Annotated in this window: 41 protein-coding genes; 39 read left to right on the plus strand and 2 right to left on the minus strand. The window is 70.2% G+C overall.

The window, feature by feature from the left end:
- Positions 1 to 147 precede the first annotated feature (147 nt).
- A complete protein-coding gene (locus tag CLV67_RS09425; RefSeq protein ID WP_106316786.1) occupies positions 148 to 468 on the plus strand; it encodes a hypothetical protein in 321 nt (106 codons plus the stop codon).
- Positions 469 to 489: 21 nt separating this feature from the next.
- Here the strand turns inward: CLV67_RS09425 and CLV67_RS09430 are convergent, their stop codons facing one another.
- Together CLV67_RS09430 and CLV67_RS09435 are read right to left on the minus strand one after the other, a co-directional pair.
- Positions 490 to 2025 (minus strand): leucyl aminopeptidase, encoded by a 1536-nt coding sequence (locus tag CLV67_RS09430; RefSeq protein ID WP_106316787.1) that lies wholly within the window; start codon positions 2023 to 2025, stop codon positions 490 to 492.
- 83 nt (positions 2026 to 2108) lie between these two features.
- Complete coding sequence (locus CLV67_RS09435) at positions 2109 to 2384, minus strand: helix-turn-helix domain-containing protein (protein ID WP_146169035.1); 276 nt, start codon at positions 2382 to 2384, stop codon at positions 2109 to 2111.
- Between the two features lie 122 nt (positions 2385 to 2506).
- Here CLV67_RS09435 and CLV67_RS09440 point away from each other — a divergent pair, with 122 nt between their 5' ends.
- From CLV67_RS09440 to CLV67_RS09625, 38 genes are all read left to right on the plus strand, one after another.
- Complete coding sequence (locus CLV67_RS09440; protein ID WP_106316789.1) at positions 2507 to 2779, plus strand: helix-turn-helix domain-containing protein; 273 nt, start codon at positions 2507 to 2509, stop codon at positions 2777 to 2779.
- Complete coding sequence (locus CLV67_RS09445; RefSeq protein WP_106316790.1) at positions 2776 to 3552, plus strand: phage antirepressor N-terminal domain-containing protein; 777 nt, start codon at positions 2776 to 2778, stop codon at positions 3550 to 3552. Before CLV67_RS09440 ends, CLV67_RS09445 begins: the two co-directional genes overlap by 4 nt.
- Positions 3552 to 3695 carry a hypothetical protein gene (locus tag CLV67_RS51775; protein WP_170153797.1) on the plus strand — a complete coding sequence of 48 codons (144 nt, stop codon included), beginning with the start codon at positions 3552 to 3554 and terminating at the stop codon, positions 3693 to 3695. Before CLV67_RS09445 ends, CLV67_RS51775 begins: the two co-directional genes overlap by 1 nt.
- 71 nt (positions 3696 to 3766) lie before the next feature.
- Positions 3767 to 4231, plus strand: a complete 465-nt coding sequence (locus CLV67_RS09450) for a hypothetical protein (protein WP_106316791.1) — start codon at positions 3767 to 3769, stop codon at positions 4229 to 4231.
- On the plus strand, positions 4228 to 4581 hold the full coding sequence (locus CLV67_RS09455; protein WP_106316792.1) for a hypothetical protein: 354 nt from the start codon (positions 4228 to 4230) through the stop codon (positions 4579 to 4581). Before CLV67_RS09450 ends, CLV67_RS09455 begins: the two co-directional genes overlap by 4 nt.
- Complete coding sequence (locus CLV67_RS09460; protein WP_106316793.1) at positions 4581 to 4793, plus strand: hypothetical protein; 213 nt, start codon at positions 4581 to 4583, stop codon at positions 4791 to 4793. The genes CLV67_RS09455 and CLV67_RS09460 overlap by 1 nt, the downstream gene beginning before the upstream one ends.
- Complete coding sequence (locus tag CLV67_RS09465; RefSeq protein WP_106316794.1) at positions 4790 to 5161, plus strand: hypothetical protein; 372 nt, start codon at positions 4790 to 4792, stop codon at positions 5159 to 5161. Before CLV67_RS09460 ends, CLV67_RS09465 begins: the two co-directional genes overlap by 4 nt.
- Complete coding sequence (locus tag CLV67_RS09470) at positions 5158 to 5451, plus strand: hypothetical protein (RefSeq protein ID WP_106316795.1); 294 nt, start codon at positions 5158 to 5160, stop codon at positions 5449 to 5451. The genes CLV67_RS09465 and CLV67_RS09470 overlap by 4 nt, the downstream gene beginning before the upstream one ends.
- The gene (locus CLV67_RS09475) at positions 5448 to 5816 is read left to right on the plus strand and encodes a hypothetical protein (RefSeq protein ID WP_106316796.1); all 369 of its coding nucleotides are present in this window, start codon (positions 5448 to 5450) and stop codon (positions 5814 to 5816) included. Before CLV67_RS09470 ends, CLV67_RS09475 begins: the two co-directional genes overlap by 4 nt.
- Positions 5813 to 6115, plus strand: coding sequence for a hypothetical protein (locus tag CLV67_RS09480; RefSeq protein WP_106316797.1), 303 nt, complete (start codon positions 5813 to 5815; stop codon positions 6113 to 6115). The genes CLV67_RS09475 and CLV67_RS09480 overlap by 4 nt, the downstream gene beginning before the upstream one ends.
- Entirely contained in the window at positions 6112 to 6309 is a 198-nt protein-coding gene (locus tag CLV67_RS09485; RefSeq protein ID WP_106316798.1) for a hypothetical protein, read from the plus strand. The genes CLV67_RS09480 and CLV67_RS09485 overlap by 4 nt, the downstream gene beginning before the upstream one ends.
- On the plus strand, positions 6306 to 6530 hold the full coding sequence (locus CLV67_RS09490; protein WP_106316799.1) for a hypothetical protein: 225 nt from the start codon (positions 6306 to 6308) through the stop codon (positions 6528 to 6530). The genes CLV67_RS09485 and CLV67_RS09490 overlap by 4 nt, the downstream gene beginning before the upstream one ends.
- Positions 6527 to 6994, plus strand: coding sequence for a hypothetical protein (locus CLV67_RS09495; protein ID WP_106316800.1), 468 nt, complete (start codon positions 6527 to 6529; stop codon positions 6992 to 6994). The genes CLV67_RS09490 and CLV67_RS09495 overlap by 4 nt, the downstream gene beginning before the upstream one ends.
- Positions 6991 to 8031: a lambda-exonuclease family protein gene (locus CLV67_RS09500; RefSeq protein ID WP_106316801.1), complete on the plus strand. Its 1041-nt coding sequence runs from the start codon at positions 6991 to 6993 to the stop codon at positions 8029 to 8031. The genes CLV67_RS09495 and CLV67_RS09500 overlap by 4 nt, the downstream gene beginning before the upstream one ends.
- Positions 8024 to 8209, plus strand: a complete 186-nt coding sequence (locus CLV67_RS09505) for a hypothetical protein (protein WP_106316802.1) — start codon at positions 8024 to 8026, stop codon at positions 8207 to 8209. Before CLV67_RS09500 ends, CLV67_RS09505 begins: the two co-directional genes overlap by 8 nt.
- Complete coding sequence (locus tag CLV67_RS09510; RefSeq protein WP_106316803.1) at positions 8202 to 9014, plus strand: RecT family recombinase; 813 nt, start codon at positions 8202 to 8204, stop codon at positions 9012 to 9014. Before CLV67_RS09505 ends, CLV67_RS09510 begins: the two co-directional genes overlap by 8 nt.
- On the plus strand, positions 9011 to 9277 hold the full coding sequence (locus CLV67_RS09515; RefSeq protein WP_106316804.1) for a helix-turn-helix domain-containing protein: 267 nt from the start codon (positions 9011 to 9013) through the stop codon (positions 9275 to 9277). The genes CLV67_RS09510 and CLV67_RS09515 overlap by 4 nt, the downstream gene beginning before the upstream one ends.
- A complete protein-coding gene (locus CLV67_RS09520) occupies positions 9274 to 9672 on the plus strand; it encodes a RusA family crossover junction endodeoxyribonuclease (RefSeq protein ID WP_146169036.1) in 399 nt (132 codons plus the stop codon). The genes CLV67_RS09515 and CLV67_RS09520 overlap by 4 nt, the downstream gene beginning before the upstream one ends.
- On the plus strand, positions 9669 to 9953 hold the full coding sequence (locus CLV67_RS09525; protein ID WP_106316806.1) for a hypothetical protein: 285 nt from the start codon (positions 9669 to 9671) through the stop codon (positions 9951 to 9953). The genes CLV67_RS09520 and CLV67_RS09525 overlap by 4 nt, the downstream gene beginning before the upstream one ends.
- A complete protein-coding gene (locus tag CLV67_RS09530) occupies positions 9950 to 10222 on the plus strand; it encodes a hypothetical protein (protein WP_146169037.1) in 273 nt (90 codons plus the stop codon). The genes CLV67_RS09525 and CLV67_RS09530 overlap by 4 nt, the downstream gene beginning before the upstream one ends.
- 57 nt (positions 10223 to 10279) lie before the next feature.
- Entirely contained in the window at positions 10280 to 10687 is a 408-nt protein-coding gene (locus tag CLV67_RS09535) for a hypothetical protein (protein WP_106316808.1), read from the plus strand.
- Positions 10687 to 11037: a hypothetical protein gene (locus CLV67_RS09540; protein ID WP_106316809.1), complete on the plus strand. Its 351-nt coding sequence runs from the start codon at positions 10687 to 10689 to the stop codon at positions 11035 to 11037. Before CLV67_RS09535 ends, CLV67_RS09540 begins: the two co-directional genes overlap by 1 nt.
- Positions 11037 to 11786 carry a DNA cytosine methyltransferase gene (locus CLV67_RS09545; RefSeq protein WP_106317139.1) on the plus strand — a complete coding sequence of 250 codons (750 nt, stop codon included), beginning with the start codon at positions 11037 to 11039 and terminating at the stop codon, positions 11784 to 11786. Before CLV67_RS09540 ends, CLV67_RS09545 begins: the two co-directional genes overlap by 1 nt.
- Positions 11783 to 11965: a hypothetical protein gene (locus CLV67_RS09550; RefSeq protein ID WP_106316810.1), complete on the plus strand. Its 183-nt coding sequence runs from the start codon at positions 11783 to 11785 to the stop codon at positions 11963 to 11965. Before CLV67_RS09545 ends, CLV67_RS09550 begins: the two co-directional genes overlap by 4 nt.
- Positions 11962 to 12246 (plus strand): hypothetical protein, encoded by a 285-nt coding sequence (locus CLV67_RS09555; protein ID WP_106316811.1) that lies wholly within the window; start codon positions 11962 to 11964, stop codon positions 12244 to 12246. The genes CLV67_RS09550 and CLV67_RS09555 overlap by 4 nt, the downstream gene beginning before the upstream one ends.
- Positions 12243 to 12941: a hypothetical protein gene (locus CLV67_RS09560; RefSeq protein ID WP_106316812.1), complete on the plus strand. Its 699-nt coding sequence runs from the start codon at positions 12243 to 12245 to the stop codon at positions 12939 to 12941. The genes CLV67_RS09555 and CLV67_RS09560 overlap by 4 nt, the downstream gene beginning before the upstream one ends.
- A 330-nt stretch (positions 12942 to 13271) precedes the next feature.
- A complete protein-coding gene (locus CLV67_RS09565; protein ID WP_106316813.1) occupies positions 13272 to 14174 on the plus strand; it encodes a hypothetical protein in 903 nt (300 codons plus the stop codon).
- Positions 14171 to 14767 (plus strand): hypothetical protein, encoded by a 597-nt coding sequence (locus CLV67_RS09570; protein WP_106316814.1) that lies wholly within the window; start codon positions 14171 to 14173, stop codon positions 14765 to 14767. Before CLV67_RS09565 ends, CLV67_RS09570 begins: the two co-directional genes overlap by 4 nt.
- Positions 14767 to 15051: a WhiB family transcriptional regulator gene (locus CLV67_RS09575; RefSeq protein WP_106316815.1), complete on the plus strand. Its 285-nt coding sequence runs from the start codon at positions 14767 to 14769 to the stop codon at positions 15049 to 15051. Before CLV67_RS09570 ends, CLV67_RS09575 begins: the two co-directional genes overlap by 1 nt.
- Positions 15048 to 15266 carry a helix-turn-helix domain-containing protein gene (locus CLV67_RS09580; RefSeq protein ID WP_170153798.1) on the plus strand — a complete coding sequence of 73 codons (219 nt, stop codon included), beginning with the start codon at positions 15048 to 15050 and terminating at the stop codon, positions 15264 to 15266. Before CLV67_RS09575 ends, CLV67_RS09580 begins: the two co-directional genes overlap by 4 nt.
- The gene (locus CLV67_RS09585; RefSeq protein ID WP_106316817.1) at positions 15263 to 15745 is read left to right on the plus strand and encodes a hypothetical protein; all 483 of its coding nucleotides are present in this window, start codon (positions 15263 to 15265) and stop codon (positions 15743 to 15745) included. The genes CLV67_RS09580 and CLV67_RS09585 overlap by 4 nt, the downstream gene beginning before the upstream one ends.
- Positions 15742 to 15927 (plus strand): hypothetical protein, encoded by a 186-nt coding sequence (locus tag CLV67_RS09590; protein ID WP_106316818.1) that lies wholly within the window; start codon positions 15742 to 15744, stop codon positions 15925 to 15927. Before CLV67_RS09585 ends, CLV67_RS09590 begins: the two co-directional genes overlap by 4 nt.
- The gene (locus CLV67_RS09595; RefSeq protein ID WP_106316819.1) at positions 15927 to 16169 is read left to right on the plus strand and encodes a hypothetical protein; all 243 of its coding nucleotides are present in this window, start codon (positions 15927 to 15929) and stop codon (positions 16167 to 16169) included. Before CLV67_RS09590 ends, CLV67_RS09595 begins: the two co-directional genes overlap by 1 nt.
- Positions 16169 to 16552 (plus strand): hypothetical protein, encoded by a 384-nt coding sequence (locus CLV67_RS09600; RefSeq protein ID WP_106316820.1) that lies wholly within the window; start codon positions 16169 to 16171, stop codon positions 16550 to 16552. The genes CLV67_RS09595 and CLV67_RS09600 overlap by 1 nt, the downstream gene beginning before the upstream one ends.
- Positions 16549 to 17484, plus strand: a complete 936-nt coding sequence (locus CLV67_RS09605; protein ID WP_106316821.1) for a hypothetical protein — start codon at positions 16549 to 16551, stop codon at positions 17482 to 17484. Before CLV67_RS09600 ends, CLV67_RS09605 begins: the two co-directional genes overlap by 4 nt.
- A gap of 4 nt (positions 17485 to 17488) precedes the next feature.
- Positions 17489 to 17782 (plus strand): hypothetical protein, encoded by a 294-nt coding sequence (locus tag CLV67_RS09610; RefSeq protein ID WP_106316822.1) that lies wholly within the window; start codon positions 17489 to 17491, stop codon positions 17780 to 17782.
- Positions 17775 to 18299 (plus strand): DUF6221 family protein, encoded by a 525-nt coding sequence (locus tag CLV67_RS09615; protein WP_106316823.1) that lies wholly within the window; start codon positions 17775 to 17777, stop codon positions 18297 to 18299. Before CLV67_RS09610 ends, CLV67_RS09615 begins: the two co-directional genes overlap by 8 nt.
- A 542-nt stretch (positions 18300 to 18841) precedes the next feature.
- Complete coding sequence (locus CLV67_RS09625; protein WP_106316824.1) at positions 18842 to 19150, plus strand: hypothetical protein; 309 nt, start codon at positions 18842 to 18844, stop codon at positions 19148 to 19150.
- Positions 19151 to 19294 lie beyond the last annotated feature (144 nt).

A 19294-nucleotide genomic window follows, 5' to 3' on the forward strand; every position in this document is an offset into this window, starting at 1 on the left:
CATCGTCTCCGGTGTGGGTCACACAATGGAAACGGTCACAGTCCCGTCACCGACATCTTGTCACTTCTCGACCCGGTCAATGCAGCCAGGTGCCCCACGACACGTCGGTCCGACGTACCCTTGCGGGATCTGACGCGAGGAGGAGCAGTGGCTTGGTTTCGGCGGCGTTCCCGGACCAGCGGGCCCGGCGGCCGGCAGGTCAACCAGGCCGATCTCGAGCATCTTACGCAATTCTTCCGGACGAAGCAGGGAGTCGAGGCGTTCATCGAGCCACAGACGACAGTGACCGAGACCACGCTGTTGCTTGTGGCACACGACGGTGAATGGACCCGTCGGCGGATCGGATCACCGGACGTCGCGTGGAAATTCGCGCACCAGCTGAGCATGCCGATCTACGACGTGAAACTGCTCGGTTATCCACAGCGGATGCGTGACTACAACGAGCGCCAGCGGCGCCGCCCGGTCTGAGCCGGACGGCGCCCCCGTCCGTCAGGACAGGTCGTCGATCAGCTTGAGGAAGGTCCGCACCGGGACGCCCGTGCCGCCCTTCGTCCAGTAACCGTTCGCCTCACCGGTGTGGTAACTGGGGCCCGCGATGTCGATGTGCGCCCACTCCACGCCCTCGGCCACGAACTCGCGCAGGAAGACACCGCCCTGCAGCATGTGCCCGGCCCGGTCCATGTTGGCGTTGGTCTGGCAGATGTCGGCGATCTCCGACTCCATGCCCTTGCGCACGTCGTCCGGCAGCGGCATCCGCCAGGCCGGCTCGCCGACCGCCTTGCCGGCCGCCTCGACCAGCGCGGTCGCGGAGTCCGAACCCATCAGGCCGGAGATCCGCTTGCCCAGCGCGATGACCTGCCCACCGGTCAGCGTCGACGTCTCGAACAGGTAGTCGGTGCCGTCCTCGCAGGCCCGGGCGATCGCGTCGGCCAGCACCATCCGGCCCTCGGCGTCGGTGTTGAACACCTCGACCCGCTTGCCGCCGTACATGGTGATCACGTCGCCCGGCCGGTACGCCGAACCGGACGGCATGTTCTCGGCGATCGCCAGGTAACCGGAGACGGCCACACCCGGCTTGAGCTGGGCGATCGCGATCAGCGTGGCGGCCACCGCGGCGGCGCCGGCCATGTCCGACTTCATCTCCCACATGCCGGCGGCCGGCTTGATGCTCACGCCGCCGGTGTCGAAGGTGATGCCCTTGCCGACCAGCGCGACCCGCTTCGGGTTCTCCACCCCGTCCGGCGTGTAGGTGAGCTTCACCAGCCGCGGCGGCGCCTCGGAACCCTGGCCGACCGCCACGATGCCGCCGTACCCGCCGTCCTTGAGCTGCTCGAAGTCGAGGACCTCGACACCGAGGCCGGCCTCGGTCGCGGCCGCCGCCACCTGATCGGCCAGGTCGGCCGGGCGCAGCGCGTTCGGCGGGGTGTTCACCCAGTCCCGGGTCAGGCGCACCGACTTCGCCACGACCTCGGCGCGGCGCAGCTCGGCGGCCGCCGCCTCGTCGGCGGCGTCCGGCACGTGCAGGCGCAGTTCGGCGACCGGCTCCCGGCGGCCCTTCTGCGGCTTCGTCTTGTAACCGGCGAACCGGTAGCCGCCGAGCAGGGCGCCCTCCAGCACGGCGCGCAGCGCCGGCGGGGCGTCCGAGTCGTCCGGCACGGGCAGGGCCAGCACCACGGAGGCGCTGCCGGCCAGGGCGCGGACCGCCGCGCCGGCACCCCGGCGCAGGGTCTCCAGGTCGGGGGCGGGGCCGTCCGGCTCGGCACCGAGGCCTACCGCCACCAGCAGCGGGGCGGCGATCGTACCGAGGGTGGCCAGCTTGGTCACCTCGCCGGCCGCCCCGGTGGCGCCGAGCAGAGCCAGCGTCGAGGTCAGCTTGCCGTCGAAGGCCGCGGCGATGCTCTCGGCGCCGGCGGCAGGCAAGAGGGTGCCGTCCTCGTCGGGCTGGCTGTGCAGGCCGATGACGATGGCATCGACCGCCGATTCGGCCGGGTCTGTGTCGACCAGGCTGAGGCTGGGCTGGGTCACTCGGTCTCTCCGGACGTCTGGGCCGAAACAGCGCCGGTAGGCGCGCTCCCGGCTATTGGGAAATCGGTGTTGTCCCCGCGACTCTAAACCTGGTTAGCGTCACGAGAAGCAGCGGCAGCGATCTCCCTGGGCGGCAGTAGGTCATGCACGCCGACGTCGAGGGCCTGGGCAAATAGGGCTAGGTCATTCATGTCGATCGCCTGCAGGCCGCGAAGTCGCAGCGAGACCCACATCGGGGTCTTTCCCATCGCCCGCGCCAGCTGAGCCTGTGACATCCGTTTGCGCCCACGGACCGAGTCGATCTCCTGGGCGACAAGCTCGGTCAGCGTCGCGGTACGCCGTTCCGGTGTTGTCGTCATGACGCACAGTCTCATGGTTTGCGCCCATATCGTCAACCATCGTGGCATGGCATCGCGCTGAGCAGGGATAGCCCAAACGTATGAGTTGACAGCGTATCGCTATTTGATACATCCTCATTCTCATGACAGACAACGTCCGCAACGGCGGGGACATCGACCCCGTTCGCGCCAGGATCGGCGACAACGTTCGCGCCGAAATGGGACGCCGGCGTCGGGGTCAGAACTGGCTCGCCGACGTGCTCGGCCTCTCGCAGCCGCAGGTCAGCAGGCGTCTCGTCGGGCGGATCGGATTTGAGGCCCGGGAGTTGGTCCTGGTCGCCGAGGCGCTCGAGGTGCCCACCAGCGCCTTCTTTCAGGGCGTTGCCGCGCCTGCTGACGAGGTGCGTGCGGCATGACCGACCTCGTCCGCATCCCGTTCCACGGCGGCGAGGTTCTGGCCGTAGATGTCGACGGCAAGCCGAGCATCTTCCTGAAGCCGGTCATCGAGAGTCTCGGCGTTGACTACTCCCGCCAGCTCCAGAAGCTCAAGGCCAAGTCGTGGGCCTGCGTGGGCACCATGCCCATGCAGCTTCCGGGGGACATCCAGTCCCGCGAGCACGTCGTGGTCAACGTTCGAACCTTCCTGATGCTGCTCGCCACGATCGACGAGCGGCGGGTGCGCGAAGAGGCGCGGCAGCTGCTGATCGCGTATCAGGCCGAGGTCGCCGACGCGATCGAGTCGTACTGGACGCAGGGCGGCGCGATCAACCCGCGTGCCACCGAGGACCAGTTGACCGCCATCGCCACCCAGGCGCAGGCACAGATGGCCGTCCTCGCCGCAGCCCGCGGCATCGTCGACGCCTCGTGGCTGGAGGCGAAGGCCCGGCACGTCGCGGCTCGCGCCCTGGGTGAGGAACCGGAGCTCGACCCGATGGCCCGGCCGCTGACGGTCGGCGAGTTCCTGCAGGACAAGGGCCTCTCGCAGGCGGAGCTCCGGTCGGTGTCGCCCCGGCTCGGCATGCGGGTGAAGGGCCTGTACGTCGGCGAGCACGGCCGGATGCCGGACAAGGTCGACCGGTTCGTCGACGGGGCGCTGCGCTCGGTCTTCGCCTACACGGAGCGGGACCGGCCGCTGTTCGTGAAGGCCTGGGAGGCGATGTCCTCGGCCACCCGATCCGGCAACCGCTGATGTACCCGCAGCGCTGCACCGACCCCCGCCCGCACGGCCCGCACCGGGTCCCGCCGCGCGGCACCTGGACCGGTTTCACCTGCGCCGGCCACGACCCGGCCGAGTTCGAACGCCAGCTCACCGAGGCGTTCGGCCCCGAGTAAGAAGCGCCGCCCGGTCTCGACCCCGGACGGCGCTGCACCGGACAGCACTCCCAACGACGAAAGGCAGTCCAGTGACTCAGCCCATCATCCACCATCGCCCGCCGGCAACCCCGGCACTGAACTGCGCCAGGACGGACGACCACCCGGCCCACATCTGGGACGGCGAGCCGATGACTGCCCGCACGCCGCAGTTCTGGTGCGACCCGGCCGACCCGCTCGCCGACAGGCGTCTTTCGCGGCGCGCGGCACGGCAGGTCGCATCCGACGAGCAGGTCAACACCTGCGCCGCCAAGTACTTCCGCCCCATGCCGGACAACTCCCTCTACGCGTCGTTCGCCGGCCTCGTCGAGGGCGTCGTCACCGACAAGGCGCTGACCGACGAGCAGCGCATCGCGGAGATCCGTACCGGTCTCGCCGCCCTCGACCTGGTGATCGCGGAGAAGCGCGCGCTGGTGGTTCCACACGGCCCGGTGCGCCCGCCGTACGGGTCGCCGGAGCGGGTCACCGCCGATAACGCCGAGCAGGTGGCCCGATGACGCAGCCCATCGCCCAGGTCATTGTCTACTTCTCGTTCGGCCACGGTCAGACGGACCCGACCACCGGCAAGCACCTGCTCGACCACTACGTGACGATCGTCGGCCCGTCGTACGAGGCATGCCGGGCGGCGATGTTCGCCAGCAAGTACGGCGACCGGTGGGCGTTCGACTACATCGCCGGCGAGCCGCAGGCCGAGCAGTGGATCCCGCGCTGGATCGAACACGAGCGGATCGTGCTCCCCGCCGACGCGCAGGGCGACCCGGCGTGCTCGCCGGAGTGCGAGGCGCAGGACGCCGACCGGCCGCACCTGTTCGACTGCCCGGTCCGGCGCGCGGCGGAGACCTCCTGATGGCCGTCTACCGCGGTGAGGCCGCGCTTCGGCCGGCTCCGATCCACCACCAGCCGTCGACGCTGCGCCGCGACCTGTCGTGCGGTGACCGGCTCGGCGAGCTGCCGGACGCGGAGACCGCGACGTTCCGGTTCCAGGACGTGACCTGCGACTTGTGCATCGACAACGTGACCACCCCTGCCCTCCCCACTCCGACGGGAGCCCACCAGTGACCAGCACGTACGCCACGACCCGCCACCAGCGGGTCATCGAGTTGGACAAGGAGGGCCGCGTCATGTCCGTGCACCGCGGCGTCGACGCCCCGACCCGGCCGATCAACGTGACCCGGCTGCGGTCGGACCAGCCCGGCATGGAGCGCGTGTCGTTCGCGGTGCTGAGCCCGTCGGCTGAGCAGCCGCTGATCGGTGTCGACCCGGACAGGACCGAGGTCCTGGAGGTGATCGACGAGCTGCAGCAGCGGTTCAACCAGTACCGGCTCGGTGAGCCGACCGGTGGCCGTCACCGCCGCGCCGGCCAGCCCGGTCTGTTCGCCCGCCTGCTCCAGGCGCTCGGCTTCGGCCGCCGGGGAGGTGCCCGATGAACGCCACCGACCAGCGCGCCCTCGGCGCCGAACTCATCGGCATCATCCGCCGCGACAAGGCCCGCCGCTCGCGGCGGGCCGCCCTCGGCAAGTTCTTCAGCAGGCTGGTCGAAGTCCTGCTCACCGGCTTCATGGTCGCCCTGCTCCGGGGCTGGCTGTTCATGCTGGCCGTCGGGGCGATCCACCACCACTGGATGCCGCAGATCCCGACGCTCGGCTACTGGTGGGCGGTCCTGATCTGGGCGCTGATGCCGTCGCTCGACATCGTCAAGTCGGAGCGTGCGAAGTGACCGCCCCGACGTACACCCGGTTCCCGGCCACCCACCCGTTCCGGCTCGGCCTGCTGCGCTGGGCGTGGGAGGTCACCGACGGCTACACCGGCCCGGTCCTCGCCACCGGCACCACCCGCACCCGTCGCGGCGCGCAGATCACCGCCGCGTTCGCTGCCGCCGGCTGCGAGCCCGCCCTGTCGCTGCGGCTGCAGTGGATCGCGGACCGGCTGCGGCGTGAGGGCCTGCCGGTCGTGGCCCGCCTGGACGAGCAGGACCGGGTGTGCGTGCGGGCGTTGTGCCCCTGCTCGCGCGACCAGCACCTGCGGGTCATGCAGCAGTTCTTCACGATCACCCGCGCGGTGCGCTGGGAGGGATCCCGGTGAGCGACGTCATCCGCTGGGAGAACCCCCCGCCGCACGGCAACACCGGACCGCGCGAGAAGCGGCCATCGAAGTTTCAGGCGGCCGCTGACGCCATGCGTGCGCGGCGCGGCGACTGGGCTCTGCTCGTCGAAGGCATCACCACCGGCAATGCCGGGCGGATCACCAACGACATCCGCAACGGCAAGCCCTACCCGTTCGCCCCGGCGGGCTCCTTCGAGGCGCGTTGCGTAGGTCCGGCTGGTGGCACCTCGTCCAAGGTCTACGCCCGGTACGTCGGCGAGCAGGACGGTGCCCGATGACCATCGCCGAAATCCTCGCCTCCCTGCTCGCCTTCGCCGTTGCCTCCGCCGCCCTCGGCATGGTCTACGGCCTGGCTAGGGGTGCCAATCCGATCCGTGCTGCCGTGTCCGGGCTCATCGCCTACGCGGTCCTGTCCGGCCTGCTCGCCCTCCCGGTGACGTTCGTCGTCGCAGTCCTGGAGGTGCGGTCGTGAGCGAGCTTCCCCCCGCCTTCCGCTCCCTGTTCGACCAGGGCCTGGCCGAGCTCGTCGACAAGATGCTGGCCTCCGCCGCCGACTACGACGGCCTGGACGACGTCGAGGCAAACATCGACTTCGCGCACGAAATCTCCGTCCGCATGGAACCGCACGCGCTGCCCGTCATCGTGGCCGCGCTCGCCCTCCGCATGCACCGCTCGCGGGAGGTGGCCCGGTGAAGACGTTCCCGCACTGGCGCGCCGTGGGCCGCGCGATGCTCGACGCCCGGCGACGGGAGGGCGTCACCGCGCCGCGCACCGTGCTCGACAACCGGCGTGGGGCTCCGGCCGTTGAGCTGACCTGGGAGCGCGAGGACGGCCTCACGGTGGGCCTGTGGCGTCTTCGCAGCGGCCGCAGCGGTCCCGATCTCGGCGTTCGCTACCCGGACCGGGCTGACGGGACCAACCTGTTCGCCGGGATGGACAGCATCGACGACGCCGGGCAGGTGCTGCGTGTCCTCGCCGCTCTGGAGCTGATCCCCGCCGACATCGCCTACGCCGCCGACGAGCGGTACGGGCGGTGCGTGAAGTGCGGCCGGCTCGCTCAGTGGTGGCCCGCCGAGGCTGGTGCTGACGACCGGTGGGTGCACGACGTCCGGCTCCGGTTCGACGGCAACCCGCATGAGGCCGAGGTGGCGTCATGACGGCGATCGAGCTGCTCCCGCCGGGCACCGGTCCGCACGACGAGCGGTGGCATCAGCTACGCCGTGAGGGCGTGACCGCGTCGGAGATCGCCGCAGTGATGGGCCTGTCCCGGTGGGCGTCGCCGTTCTCGCTGTACTGGCAGAAGGTCAACGCCTGGACCACCGGCGACAACGAGCACATGTCGAACGGCCGGCACCTCGAGTCGGCGATCGCCGACTGGTGGATGGCCTCGCACGACCCGCTCGAGAACCTCGTCGCGGCCCCGGCCGGGCTGTACGCACACCCGGACCGGCCGTGGCAGCTCGCCACCCCGGATCGACTGCTCTACCTGCCGTGCGCGGAGTGCGACGGGAGCGGCCTGGTTGACGGCGTCGACGCCTTCGCCATCTGCCCCGACTGCGATCTCGACAAGCCCGGCATCGGGCCGCTGGTCGCATTGCTCGAGGTTAAGTGGGTGGCGTCGGCGACATGGGAGGGCTGGGGCGAGCCCGGCACCGACGACATCCCGGTCTACTACCGGGCCCAGGTGCTGTGGCAGGCCGACGTTCTCGGCGCCTCCACCGTCTACATCGCCGCCCTCGGGCCGGGCGGGTTCCGCTCGTACACCGTGCACATCGACGAGCGGGCCGAGGAAGACCTGCGGATGATGCGCGGCGCCGGGCAGGACTTCCACCGGCGGCTCGCCGAGGGCGACATCCCGGACCTGGATGGCCACGACGCAACCCTGTCGGCCCTGTCCCGGCTGCACCCGGCCGTCGGCGAGGGCGACGTTCAGGTGTTCGTCGACCTGGCTGAGCGGTACCGGCAGGCCCGCGCCGACCGGGACGAGGCGAAGACCCGGGTCGCCGAGTGCGAGGCGGAGATCCGCGCGGCGCTGGGCTCCGAGTTCAACCGGGCCATGTGCGGCAAGAAGCTCGTCGCCTCCCGAAGCGTCTTCGAGCGCACCTCGACCGACGAGGACGAGCTGCTCGCGATCGACGACGGCTACCCGACCACCGATCGACTCAACCCCGGAAGAGCAGGCAGCTATGCGTGAGCTGCGACCGGCCGCCGATGCCCTCGCTCTGATCCGAGAGCTGATCAGCGACCTCACCGACCCGGACCCGTGCGACTTCGACCATCACGGTCACTGCAAGGCGCACGGCTGGACCGACCTAGACCGCCGATGCCCGCACGCCCGGGCCAAAGAACTCCTGGAGGCCGATCGTGCCTGAGACCATCGCCAACGCCGTCGCCCAGCGGGACCAGTCGCCCACCGCGCTGGTCGCCGACTATCGCAATGACTTCGCTGCGGTGCTGCCGTCGCACCTGCCGCCCGCCACGTTCGTCCGCCTCGCGCAGGGCGTGCTGCGCCGAGACCAGAACCTCATGCGCACGGCCATGAACAACCCCGGCTCCCTGATGACGGCGATGCTCGACTGCGCCCGGCTCGGCCACGAACCCGGCACCCCCGCCTACTACTTCGTCCCCATCAAGGGCGCGATCGAGGGCTGGGAGGGCTACCGGGGCGTCATCGAGCGCATCTACCGGGCCGGCGCCGTCCAGTCGGTGCGGGCCGAGGTGGTCAGGGAGAACGACTTCTACGAGTACGAGGAGGGCATGCCGCACCCGATCCACCGCTACGAGCGGTTCGCGTCGCCGGAGCAGCGCGGGCCCCTGCTCGGCGTGTGGGCATACGCGGTGATGCTCGACGGCGGCATGTCCCGGCCGGTCGAGATGGGCCGCGAGGAGGTGCTCGCCCACCGGGACATGAACCCGTCGAACAATCGCTCCGACTCCCCGTGGAAGAAGTGGGAGCGCTCGATGTGGCTGAAGTGCGCGGTGCACGAGCTGGAGAAGTGGGTTCCGTCGAGCACCGAGTACCGGCGCGAGATAGCCCGGATGTCGGCTCCTCAGCCTGCCGCCGCTGCTGCCCCCGTGACGTACGTGCCGCCGCAGGTGGGGCAGCGCGACGCGATCGAGGGCGAGGTGGCCGAGGACTGGCCGGAGCCCGCCGAGGTTCCCGGCGGTGCCCAGTGAACGCCACCCTCGCGAACACCGACGCGACGGACCGCCTGTTCGCTGAGCGGCTGCGTCCGGTCCGGCACGCCCGCGGCTGGTCGTCGACCCGTCTCGCCGCCGAGCTCGGCCGGCACGTGCGGTTCGTCGTCGACATCGAGCGCCGCCGCCGGAAGGTGTCGGTCGGTGAGGGCCGGGCGATCTGCGCGGTGCTGGGTGTGGACCTGGCCCGGATGCTCGACCCGGGCGTGGCACTGGAGACGCTGACAGGCGGTGCCGAGTGAGCGCGCCGACCGCAGGCCCGTGGACGGTGGCGATCCCCGCGCCAGCGCCGTGGCTGTCTGCGAATCAACGTCGCGACCTCCGGCGGCAGACCCCGGACCGCCGGGCTTGGCGTGACGCCGGGCTGGTGCACGCCAAGCGGGCCTGCCTGCCGAGGCTGCAGTACGCGCATCTGGTTGCGGTGCTGCGGTTCCCGGACAACCGGCGCCGCGACGCCCACAACTACTACCCGACGTTGAAGGCGCTGGTCGATGGCTTGGTGGATTACGGGCTGTTGCCGGATGACTCGGACAGCCATCTGGTGGGCCCGGATCTGCGTCGTGGCCCGGCGCTGAAGGTCGGCTACGGGGAGGTCGTACTGACCGTTGCCGATCTCGCCAGGGAGGGCGACCGATGATCGAGCTGACCGACGAGATGCGGGCCGCGGTGAAGTCCCGGATGGGGATCACCGTCGGTGGCCTGGACCCGTGGATGGAAGCGGCCATCAAGGACGTGCTCGCCCTGGTCGAGCGCGACTACCGCATCGAGCCCCGGCCGCCATGGGATCGCCCGCTGGTCGAGCAGACCGTGAAGGTCAAGTGGGTCTGCCGGAAGTGCGGCGGCCCGCTGACGGCCTGCTTCACCTGCGGAGAGCCCTCGCAGTGCGGTGACGGCTTCTGCGAGGGGTGCGCGTCGTGATCGGACTGACCGATGAGATGCGCCGCGCCTTCGCGGATGCCGCTGGGTGGCCTCCGGCGCCGTGGATGTTCGGCCCGGACGTCGATCGTGGGCTCACCGCCGTGCTGGACCTGATCGAACGCGAACAGCCCTGCTCAGCCCGCAAGGGCTACGAAACGGCGATCGCCGTACTGCGCGACGTCGCCGACCGCACCGGCAGCCCTGCTGCTGCCTGGTGCGCCGACTACCTCGCCGTCGACCCGGACCGGTTGGCACCCCCACCCCAGTAGATCGCTCGCGGGCCGCCGTGACACTCCGGCGGCCCGCACCACATACGGGAGACCCTGATGACCCCGATCGACTTCCTGAACCGGGCCCACGAGATTGCCCCCACGCCCGACGAGAACGGCACCCGCGACGACTGGAAGCGCTGCTTCGCCGCCCAGGCTCTGGCCGCATTCGCCGCGTTCTACCAGGTCACCCACGAGGTCAAGACCGGCGACGACCGGCCGGAGATCGGCTACCTGGCGCTGATCGGTCACACCTCGGTTTCCGCCGTGCTCGGCCTCGACGCGCCTGCCGACCAGCTGCCGACCCTGCTGTGGGAGTACACGCCGGAGGGCGGCGCCCTGAACGGCGAGTGGGAGCAGTACATCTGCTACGTCCTCGACCGGCTGGGCATCAACCCGGCCGACCTCGACGAGCGGTACGACGCCCGGCACTTCACCAGCCCGAGCCGCACGGCGGTGGCCTGATGTTCGACTTCCTGAAGCGCCTCACCCGCCGCCCGGCCCTGCCCGCCACCGACCAGCCCGCCGGGATCCTCCGCACCGACCCGGCCAGCATGGTCGCCCAGATCGACGACCACCTGGCCCAGGTCCGATCGCCTGAGATGCGCAACTGGCTGCTCGACGAACGCCTACGCCACTGCACGGACCCGGCCGACAAGCCGGGCGCCGAACGGCCGTGGTGCGGGGCGCCCAGCGAACTCGGCGGACAGCAGCCCTGCCCGCTCGCCGAACCCTGCGACATCTACACCTGCCGGGTCGGCAGGGCGGTCGGCAACGAGTCCTACCGCAAGCCCGGCGGCGAGGGCGGCTCGTGATGGGTGACCTCACCTACCTGTCCCTCTTCTCCGGCATCGGTGGACTCGACCTCGGCCTGGACCGCGCGGGCTGGACCTGTGTCGGGCAGGTCGAACTCGACGACACCTGCCGCACCGTCCTCGACCGCCACTGGCCGGAGGTTCCGAAGCATGACGACGTCCGCACGGCCCCGGCCTGGTGGGCATCTCACCCAAGACCCGCTGTTCGACTGGTTGCCGGCGGATACCCCTGCCAGCCCTTCTCGACCGCCGGACTCCGTGGCGGCACCGGCGACGCTCGCTGGGGATGGCCCTGGTTCCGTGCTGTCGTTCGCGCAGTACGACCGGAGTACGTCCTCGTGGAGAACGTCGCAGCTCTCCTTGCTGACGCCGACGCCTTCGGATGGATGCTCGGTGACCTGGCCGAGGACGGGTTCGATGCGGACTGGACGGTGCTATCCGCGTGCGCCGTGGGTGCGCCACACACACGAGAGCGGCTGTTCCTGGTGGCCCACCCCCACCGCGTCGATGGGGCGCAAGGGATGGGGCGGCATCAACACCCTGATGGGCCGGTACGGGCCGGGGACGGGGAGCCGGCTGGTTGGTCTCGTCCAGGCGAGCGGGCGCTGGAGGCCCAGTGTCGCCCTGACGGAATGGCTGATGGGTTTGCCGCCCGGATGGTTGCGGCCGGTGGAAACGCCGTCGTCGCCCAGGTCGGAGAACTCGTCGGCCGCCTGATCGCCGACCACGCCCTGGCTGGTGCCTCGTGAAGCCGCACGTCTTCGTCGCCGACCCGGACCTGCCGCCTGACCCGCTGGACCGGCGCAAGCCGCCCGCCCGCCCCTGCCGTGACTGCGGACGGATGGGCCGGCCCGGCGACGCCAACCACACCCTGCCCGAACCGGTGCCGGATGCCGCGAGCGCTGCGGCAGGAGAGGAGTCCCGGTGATCCCGGTGTGCCAGTCGTGCCAGGCCGAGCGGGCAACGTGGCTCGACTATCGGCTACCCCGGACTGCGGGCTTCTCATTCGGCTCCGGCGCCCCATACGACGCCAGCCCGGCCGGCATCCGCGATCGGCAGCACGGCAGGTTCGAGGAGTGGCGGGCCACCATCCGTTTCCACCGCGACCTGATCGCCCGGACCTGCCGCGATCAGGGACACGTCGCCGCGCCGCCCGCGCCGCGTGTCGTCGAGATCCCGCTGTTCGACCTAATCGGGGAGGCGGCGTGACCGACGTGCTGCACGGCTACACGCTGCACGACCTCAACGGCCTCGCGAAGAGCGCCGCCATCACCGCATCCCCGTCGGCGGCCGGCTACGACGACCGCTACGACGAGGCATGGTCGGCGATCGTCGAACACCTGTTCACCGTCGAGCAGCCGCCCACCGGCCGGGATCTCTGGTACGCGGGCCTCAACGCCGTCCGGCATGCCGGGGCCACTGACCGACGCCACCACGGCGCATCCAGCAGCGGCGGCTACAACGGGCCGACCGGCGCCTCCGACCGGTTCGCCCAGTACTGGTCCAACACGGTCACGCACGACTTCAGCGGCGCCGTCATCGACCGGTACGCGGCATTCCAGATCTGGCCGCAACTCGCCGACATCCACCAGCAGACCCTGCTGGCGCTCGCCGCCGCCGGTGACATCGACGGCGCGGCCGTCGCCCTGGGCGTGACGGTCAGGCTGGCCCGGCAACGGGTCAGCCGGGCGCGGGCCGCTTTCCGGGCGCTGTGGCACGAACACGAGACGCCACCACCGTTCTGGCACCGCACCCACAGCCCGGTCGACAAGGCGGGTCTGAAGCCGTGCGGGACACCTGCAGCGTGGTCGCGCCACAAGCGGCGCGGCGAGCCGGTCGACCAGGCATGCGCCGAGGCGAACCGCGTCTACATGCGGCAGTGGTCGCGGGGCGGACCGTCATGAGCAAATGACTGCCCGGAAATGCGTTCCGGAATTAACGCTGGGGCGCATTTCCGTCACCCACAGGAATTGCACACAGGCTGTGGATAAAGACGCGAGGGAAACAGTGATCAGCAATACACCGGGAATGGGCGCGGCGCAGATCGACATGCCCCGTGACCTGGGAGAATTGAGACGGCCGAATCGGGTGCTGGTAACACCCGACCGGCCTGAGGCAACACCGATTCTCACCCGAACCGGAAGGAGCCCTGGCGTGATGATGCCATGGCTGTGCGCTATTCCGCACCCCGACACCGCTGTGCCGTACCGCACCACTCCAGGAGGTGGCCGGTAGTGGCCCGCATCCGCACCGTGAAGCCCGAGTTCTTCACCTCGCTCACGGTCGCCGGCCTGTCCGTCGAGGCCCGGCTGACGTTCATCGGGCTGTGGACCCACGTTGACGACCAGGGCCGCTGCGTCGACGACCCCCGGCTCATCAAGGCCGCCGTCTGGCCCCTCGACGACCGCATCTCCAGTGACGTCGAGCGGGACCTGAAAGAACTCACTGAGTCCTCACTGATCCTTCGCTACAAGGTCGGTGAGCGCTCATACCTATGTGTGCGCACATGGGATGAGCACCAGCGGATCAACCGGCCGACGAAAAGCAAGCTTCCGCCGCCCCCGGAGAGCCCCGAACCGCCGCCAAGCAGGAGCAGCGCAAGTTCGCAGCCTGCGGAAACGCCTGGTAGCGAGCCTGAGCGCAAGTCACCAGCAAGTGAATCAGTGACGGCTCACGCACGCCTCACTGAGGGCTCACTGGCGGAAAGGAAAGGAACAGGGAACAGGGAACAGGGAAGGGAAGACCCCCCGACCCCCCGCCGCCCACCCGAGCCGCCGAGCGATCGCGACCTCGGAGACCCCGGCCAAGCCGAGGGCATCGTCGCCACCTGGATCCAGTCCTGCCACCGGCGTCCACCCCGGCAGGTGATCAACGACGTCGGCCGGCTCGTCCTCGAAATGCTCGGCGACGGCACCGCCCCCGGCGACATCGAGCACGGCATCCGCATCTGGCAGGCCAAGGGCTCCAACCCGCGCACCCTGCCCAGCTTCGTCAACCAGGTCATGAACGCGAGGCCCCGCAACGTCGTCGCCATCGACGACCACCGGCCATCCATCACCGACCAGCGCGTCAACGCCGCCCTCGAACTCGGGCGCCAAATGCAAGCCGAAGCCGACCGGAAGGCAATCGGATCATGAACCTCGAAGAGATCGGCGCCGTCCTCGGCAAGGCCGCCGGATTCGACAACCGCACCATCGGCCAGGCCAACCTGCTCGCCTGGCACGAAGTCCTCGGCGACCTGGAGCTCGGCGATTGCCTCGACGCCATCGCCCAGCACCACCGCGAGAGCACCGAGTACCTGATGCCCGCCCACATCCGCCGCCGAGCCCTCAAGCTGCGCGCCGACCGGCGGGAACGCGAACGCTCTGACGAGCAGCGCTACGCCCTCGAGGCCTACGCCGCCACCGCCGGCCCGCTCACCGACCGATCCGCCGAGATCCGCGACTTCGTGCACCAGGTCCGCGACGTGCTCCCCGAAAGCAGCACCGAGGCACTCGCCCCCCGGCACGAGCACTGGCGGCGCGAACACCAGGCCTTCCAGCGGCAGCAGGACGCCCAGCCCAACCCGGACTTCGTGCCCGGCATGGCCCCCGTTGTCACCTGGCAGGCCTCGAAGCGCGAAGCGGCCGGAGCCTGGTGGGAGGACGACGCGAAACGCGAGGCCAGCGCCGTCGAGATCCTGGCCTCCGCCGGTCGGCTACGGCCGAAGCGCATGCGGGAGGTGTCCTGATGCCCACCGTCGCCCGGCTCGCCACCCGGCTCACCGCCCTCCGGTCCGCGCACCCGCCGTTCATCCAAGAACCCGGCCTGCCCTGCAAGAACCCCGACAACGACCCCGACCTGTGGCACAGCCGCAACAACATCCAGCTCCTGCAAGCCCAGGCCCTCTGCCGTACCTGCCCGTTCGTCGACGAATGCGCCGACTGGGCGCTCACCACCCAGCAGCAGCACGGCGTCTGGGGCGCCACCACCGCCAAGGACCGCAAACAGGCCACCCGGCAGGTGAACGCATGATCCGCATCAACCCCGACGCCATCGGCCCCGCCCTCGGCGAACTCCGGCAGCTGCTGCGCATCAGCCAGCGGGACCTCGCCACCGACGCCGGACTGCACAGCTCCCAGCTCAGCTACTGGGAACGCGGCCTGCGCACGCCGGACATCAGCTCGCTGGTGAAGCTCGCCCACGCCCTCGGCTACGACCTAGCGCTGATCCCCCGGGAGGACACATGATCCGCATCGACGACCCCGCAGGCCTCGGCGCCGCCCTCGGCCAGGTCCGGGCCCAGCTTCAGATCGGCCGGCGCGAACTCGCCCGCAGCATCGCCGAAGCCACCGGCCGCGACGCCAGCGCCGTCAACTCGCAGCTGTGGGGCTGGGAGAACGGCGACTACGCGCCGAACCCGACGTCGCTCGGCCCGGTGCTCGCCGCCCTCGGATACCAACTGGCACTCGTGCCGCTGGGCCAGAGCGGCCCGGAAACCGGCCTGAGTGCCACGGAGGCGGCCGAAACCCCCTCAGCCGTTATCCGACTGGGGTCAAGGGGTCTAGAGATCGCTCATGGGGCTCCTGAGGCCTGCCGTTCCACGCAGGCTTGGCGATGCACGCCTGAGGACTGCCCCGGATGCTTCAACCCGCACTGCTGGGCAGAGGACGACAAGACCTGCCGGACCTGCGACGTCCAGCCGCGACGCAGGCAGGCGGACGCGTGATCCCCGTCGTTCACGTCGCCCTGGTCGACGCCCGCCAGGCCATCACCGTCTGGACCGGCGCCTACCGCGGCATTTGGCACCAACCCGAACCCGGACAGCCCCTCGTCCACGTCTTCACCCACGCCGCCGACGACGAGATCGAAGCCGCCGGCTGGACCCGACCCGAGACGCAGGAGGCGTGATGGCGACCGACTTCGGATGGCGCATTACCGGCGACTGGCCCGTTGCCAATCCGGTCAGACCCGACTCCCTCGCCCGGGTCTTGAGCGAGTTCGACCGCTGGCACCCGATCGCAGTTCGGCAACTCGCCGGCGTGCAGTTCGACGCTGAACCGCCGCACCCGACGTGCATCGACGTGACCGCGATCGATCAGACGCCCCGCAGCGAGTGGATCTGCGGCCCCGAATGCCCGAAGGAGGCGTGATGAGCAGCGACTACCGCCTGCTGTGCATGGCACACGACCCGGCCATCGTGATCGACATCGACGCCACCCGGCCCGAGATCGCCCTCGCCGCCATCCTCGATCGAGGCGCACACGAAGCCCTCCGCGCCCACGCCCACTGCCCGTTGCTGGTCGGCCGCTACTCGTACCCGCTGGTCGAGGTCTGCTGCCCGGGATCGCAGCACGACCATCACCCCCGCCTGGACAAGTGGATCGACGCCTCGCTCCTGAAGGTCGCCGCGCTTGCCTGGATGCAAGGCCCATCCGAGGCGATGAGCGCCGCCCTGAGCCGGTTGCCTCGCTGCTGGGAGCCGATCCGGCTGGGACGCCTCCGCTACGAGCTCGGCATCGAGGAGGGCGCGTGACCAGCCAGAACGAGTGCGTGATCTGCGACCGACCAACGCCCGACGGGTACGCGGACCCAGGCTGCCGGGACCGGGCCCGACGGCACCTCGACGGCATCCTGGAACTGCTCGACCCGGCCCGCGCCATCGCCCACCGGCACACCGCCGGCGGCTCAGACGGGGCAGGCGTGCCCGGCCCGTCCATGCCGCTCAACCTCGGCGCCGGAGCCCGCCTCGACGCCGTGCAGAACGCGCTCACCACCTCGGCCCGGGACATCGCCGAGGAGCGCGGCGTGACGGTGCCCGGCGAAGGCGATCCCATCGTGCTGGCCGTGTGGTTCCTCGCCGAGTACCTGGAATGGGCGCGGCACCGGGCCGAGGTCGGCAAGCTGTACGGCGACATCGAGGACTGCGTACGGGCCATGCGCGACATCACCGCCGGGCCACCCGAGCGGAAGTACCTCGGGCCGTGTGGGGCGGTCGAGCTCACCCCTGAGCCGTGGGAACCGGGCATGCCCGCGTCCACCGAGTGCGACGGCGACGTGTACATCCGGGTCGGCGCGGACGTCGGACGCTGCCGCACCTGCAAGACCGAATACGCCGAACGCGACCGGCGCGAATGGCTCGATGGACTCACCGCCGACCTCGCCGCACCAGCACGCGACATCGCCCACGCCCTGGGCGTACCCGTCAAGACGATCCGCACCTGGGCCACCGAGTTCCGGTCCGAAAGCGGCAGGGTGCTGCGGCCCGCCAAGCTGCGCACCTACTGGCGGCAGGGCGAACACGTGACGCCATGGGCTGAGCGGACCGACGGTGCGACCGACCAGCAGTGGCGAGACGAGACCGCACGGCGAGGGCCCCGGTTGCACTACGTCGGCGACGTTCGGCAGCTGGCGCTCGACGCGGCGAACAGGCGAGCGGCCCGTGAGGCCGCCGAGATGGGAGCATGACCAGATGCCCACCGCCCCCACAATCCTCATCTCCGTCAACGGCGGACCCGAGCGCAGCGGATCGTTGCGCGTGAACGGCGGCGATTGGGAACGCTTCAGCTGGGAAGGCCGGATCGACGCCGAGCACTACCCCGGCGAACGGCACCCGATCGTCATCACCACCGACGAGAACACCTACACCGGCGAGGCGCTGTTCGTCGAATGTGAGCACACGGAAGGTCAGGTCGTCAGTCGATTCCAAGGCGCCAGCGAACTGCTGCGCACACCACGGCTCGAAGGCGGCGAGCGTCGTGGATGACCTGATCGTGTTCCTGCGGGCCCGGCTGGACGAGGACGAGCAGGTGGCGCGGGAGGCGTCACGACGTAAGCACGACGGCTGGACGCCGTCGGGCGAGCACTGGCAGTGGGTCGAACCGGATCAAGACCAGGTCCTCACACTCGATCCCGTCGCGGAAGAGTGCTTGAACGACTACGGGCGTGCCGACCTGCGTAGCGTTGAGGAGTATCCGGTCGGCAGCGGACTGGGCGACCTCCCGCACTTCGTAGTGCGGTCCGAGGAAGTCCGGACTCTCGACGCCATGCACATCGCCCGCTGGGATCCGGCCCGCGTCCTGACCGAGGTGGAGGCCAAGCGGAAGCTGATCGAACTGCACGAAGACGTCCGAGGCGACGAGGACCAGATCGACGGCGAATGGGGCAACGGGCGCTGGTCTTGGGACGACCCCAGCCGCACCAGCGTCAAGATGCTTAAGGCGCTCGCCCAGCCCTACGCCGGCCATCCCGACTACCGCGAAGAGTGGCGACCTGCGGAGTGACACGCGTCAGCGGCGGTTGACAATGGCGGCGTTTGAATCCAACATGTGATCAACGTCGGAGCAGTGCCTCCGGTGAACACCACGACGAGCCTCACCCCAACCGGGTGGGGCTTTCGTCGTTCCAGGCCACCGTGGCGGACGGTCGGGCGGGGAAACGGGAGCGCGGCTGGGGAGTTGCGCTCCCGTGCCCACCGAGGAGGCGGCATGCCAGCCATGCGCGTGTGCACACAGCCAGGCTGCCCCGAACTCGTGACCACGGGCCGATGCGGCATCCACCGCAGCGAGCGAGAGCAGCAGCGCGGGACACGGCAGCAGCGTGGCTACACCGCAGAGCACGACAGGCTGCGTACCTGGTGGAAGCCCAAGGTCGAGGCATGCACCGTTCACTGCCACGCCCAGGTGTGCACCATGCCCGCCCGCCTCATCCTCCCCGGCCAACCGTGGGACCTCGGCCACACACCAGACCGCAAGAGCTGGACCGGACCCGAGCACGCCACCTGCAACCGAGCAGCAGGCGGACGAGCAGCACACGGAGGCTGAGCATGAGCTACCTCGACGCCATCCAAGCGCGCATCAACCAGATGGCCGAGGACCTAGCCAAGGTCACCAACGCGTGCGCCCTGCCCGTCACGCTGACCCCCATCCCGGCGACGGACACCACGCAGCACACGGAGGCTGACGTGGACCTGACGTGCACCTGCGGCATGCGCATCGTGGACATCGCCGAAGCGCGACGACAAGGCGAGCAGCACGAGTCAGGCACCGAGCGGTATCTGCACTACAACCCGACGCACCGCTTCTACACGAAGCGAGACCACCCGGCACGACCCGCCCATGCTCACGCTGAGTGACGAAGGGTGGGGGGTGACCCCCTCCAGGGCTAGGCCGGAGGACCGCCGGGGAGGGCTCTCCCTGGTCAGCAAGGTTCAGGCTTCCAGAACGACTACGGACCGTCACGCGATGTGATGGCCAACCGATGCCGCGCGAGGCGGCTG

Source organism: Actinoplanes italicus (genome assembly GCF_003001815.1).
In the GTDB taxonomy this organism is placed as follows: domain Bacteria; phylum Actinomycetota; class Actinomycetes; order Mycobacteriales; family Micromonosporaceae; genus Actinoplanes; species Actinoplanes italicus.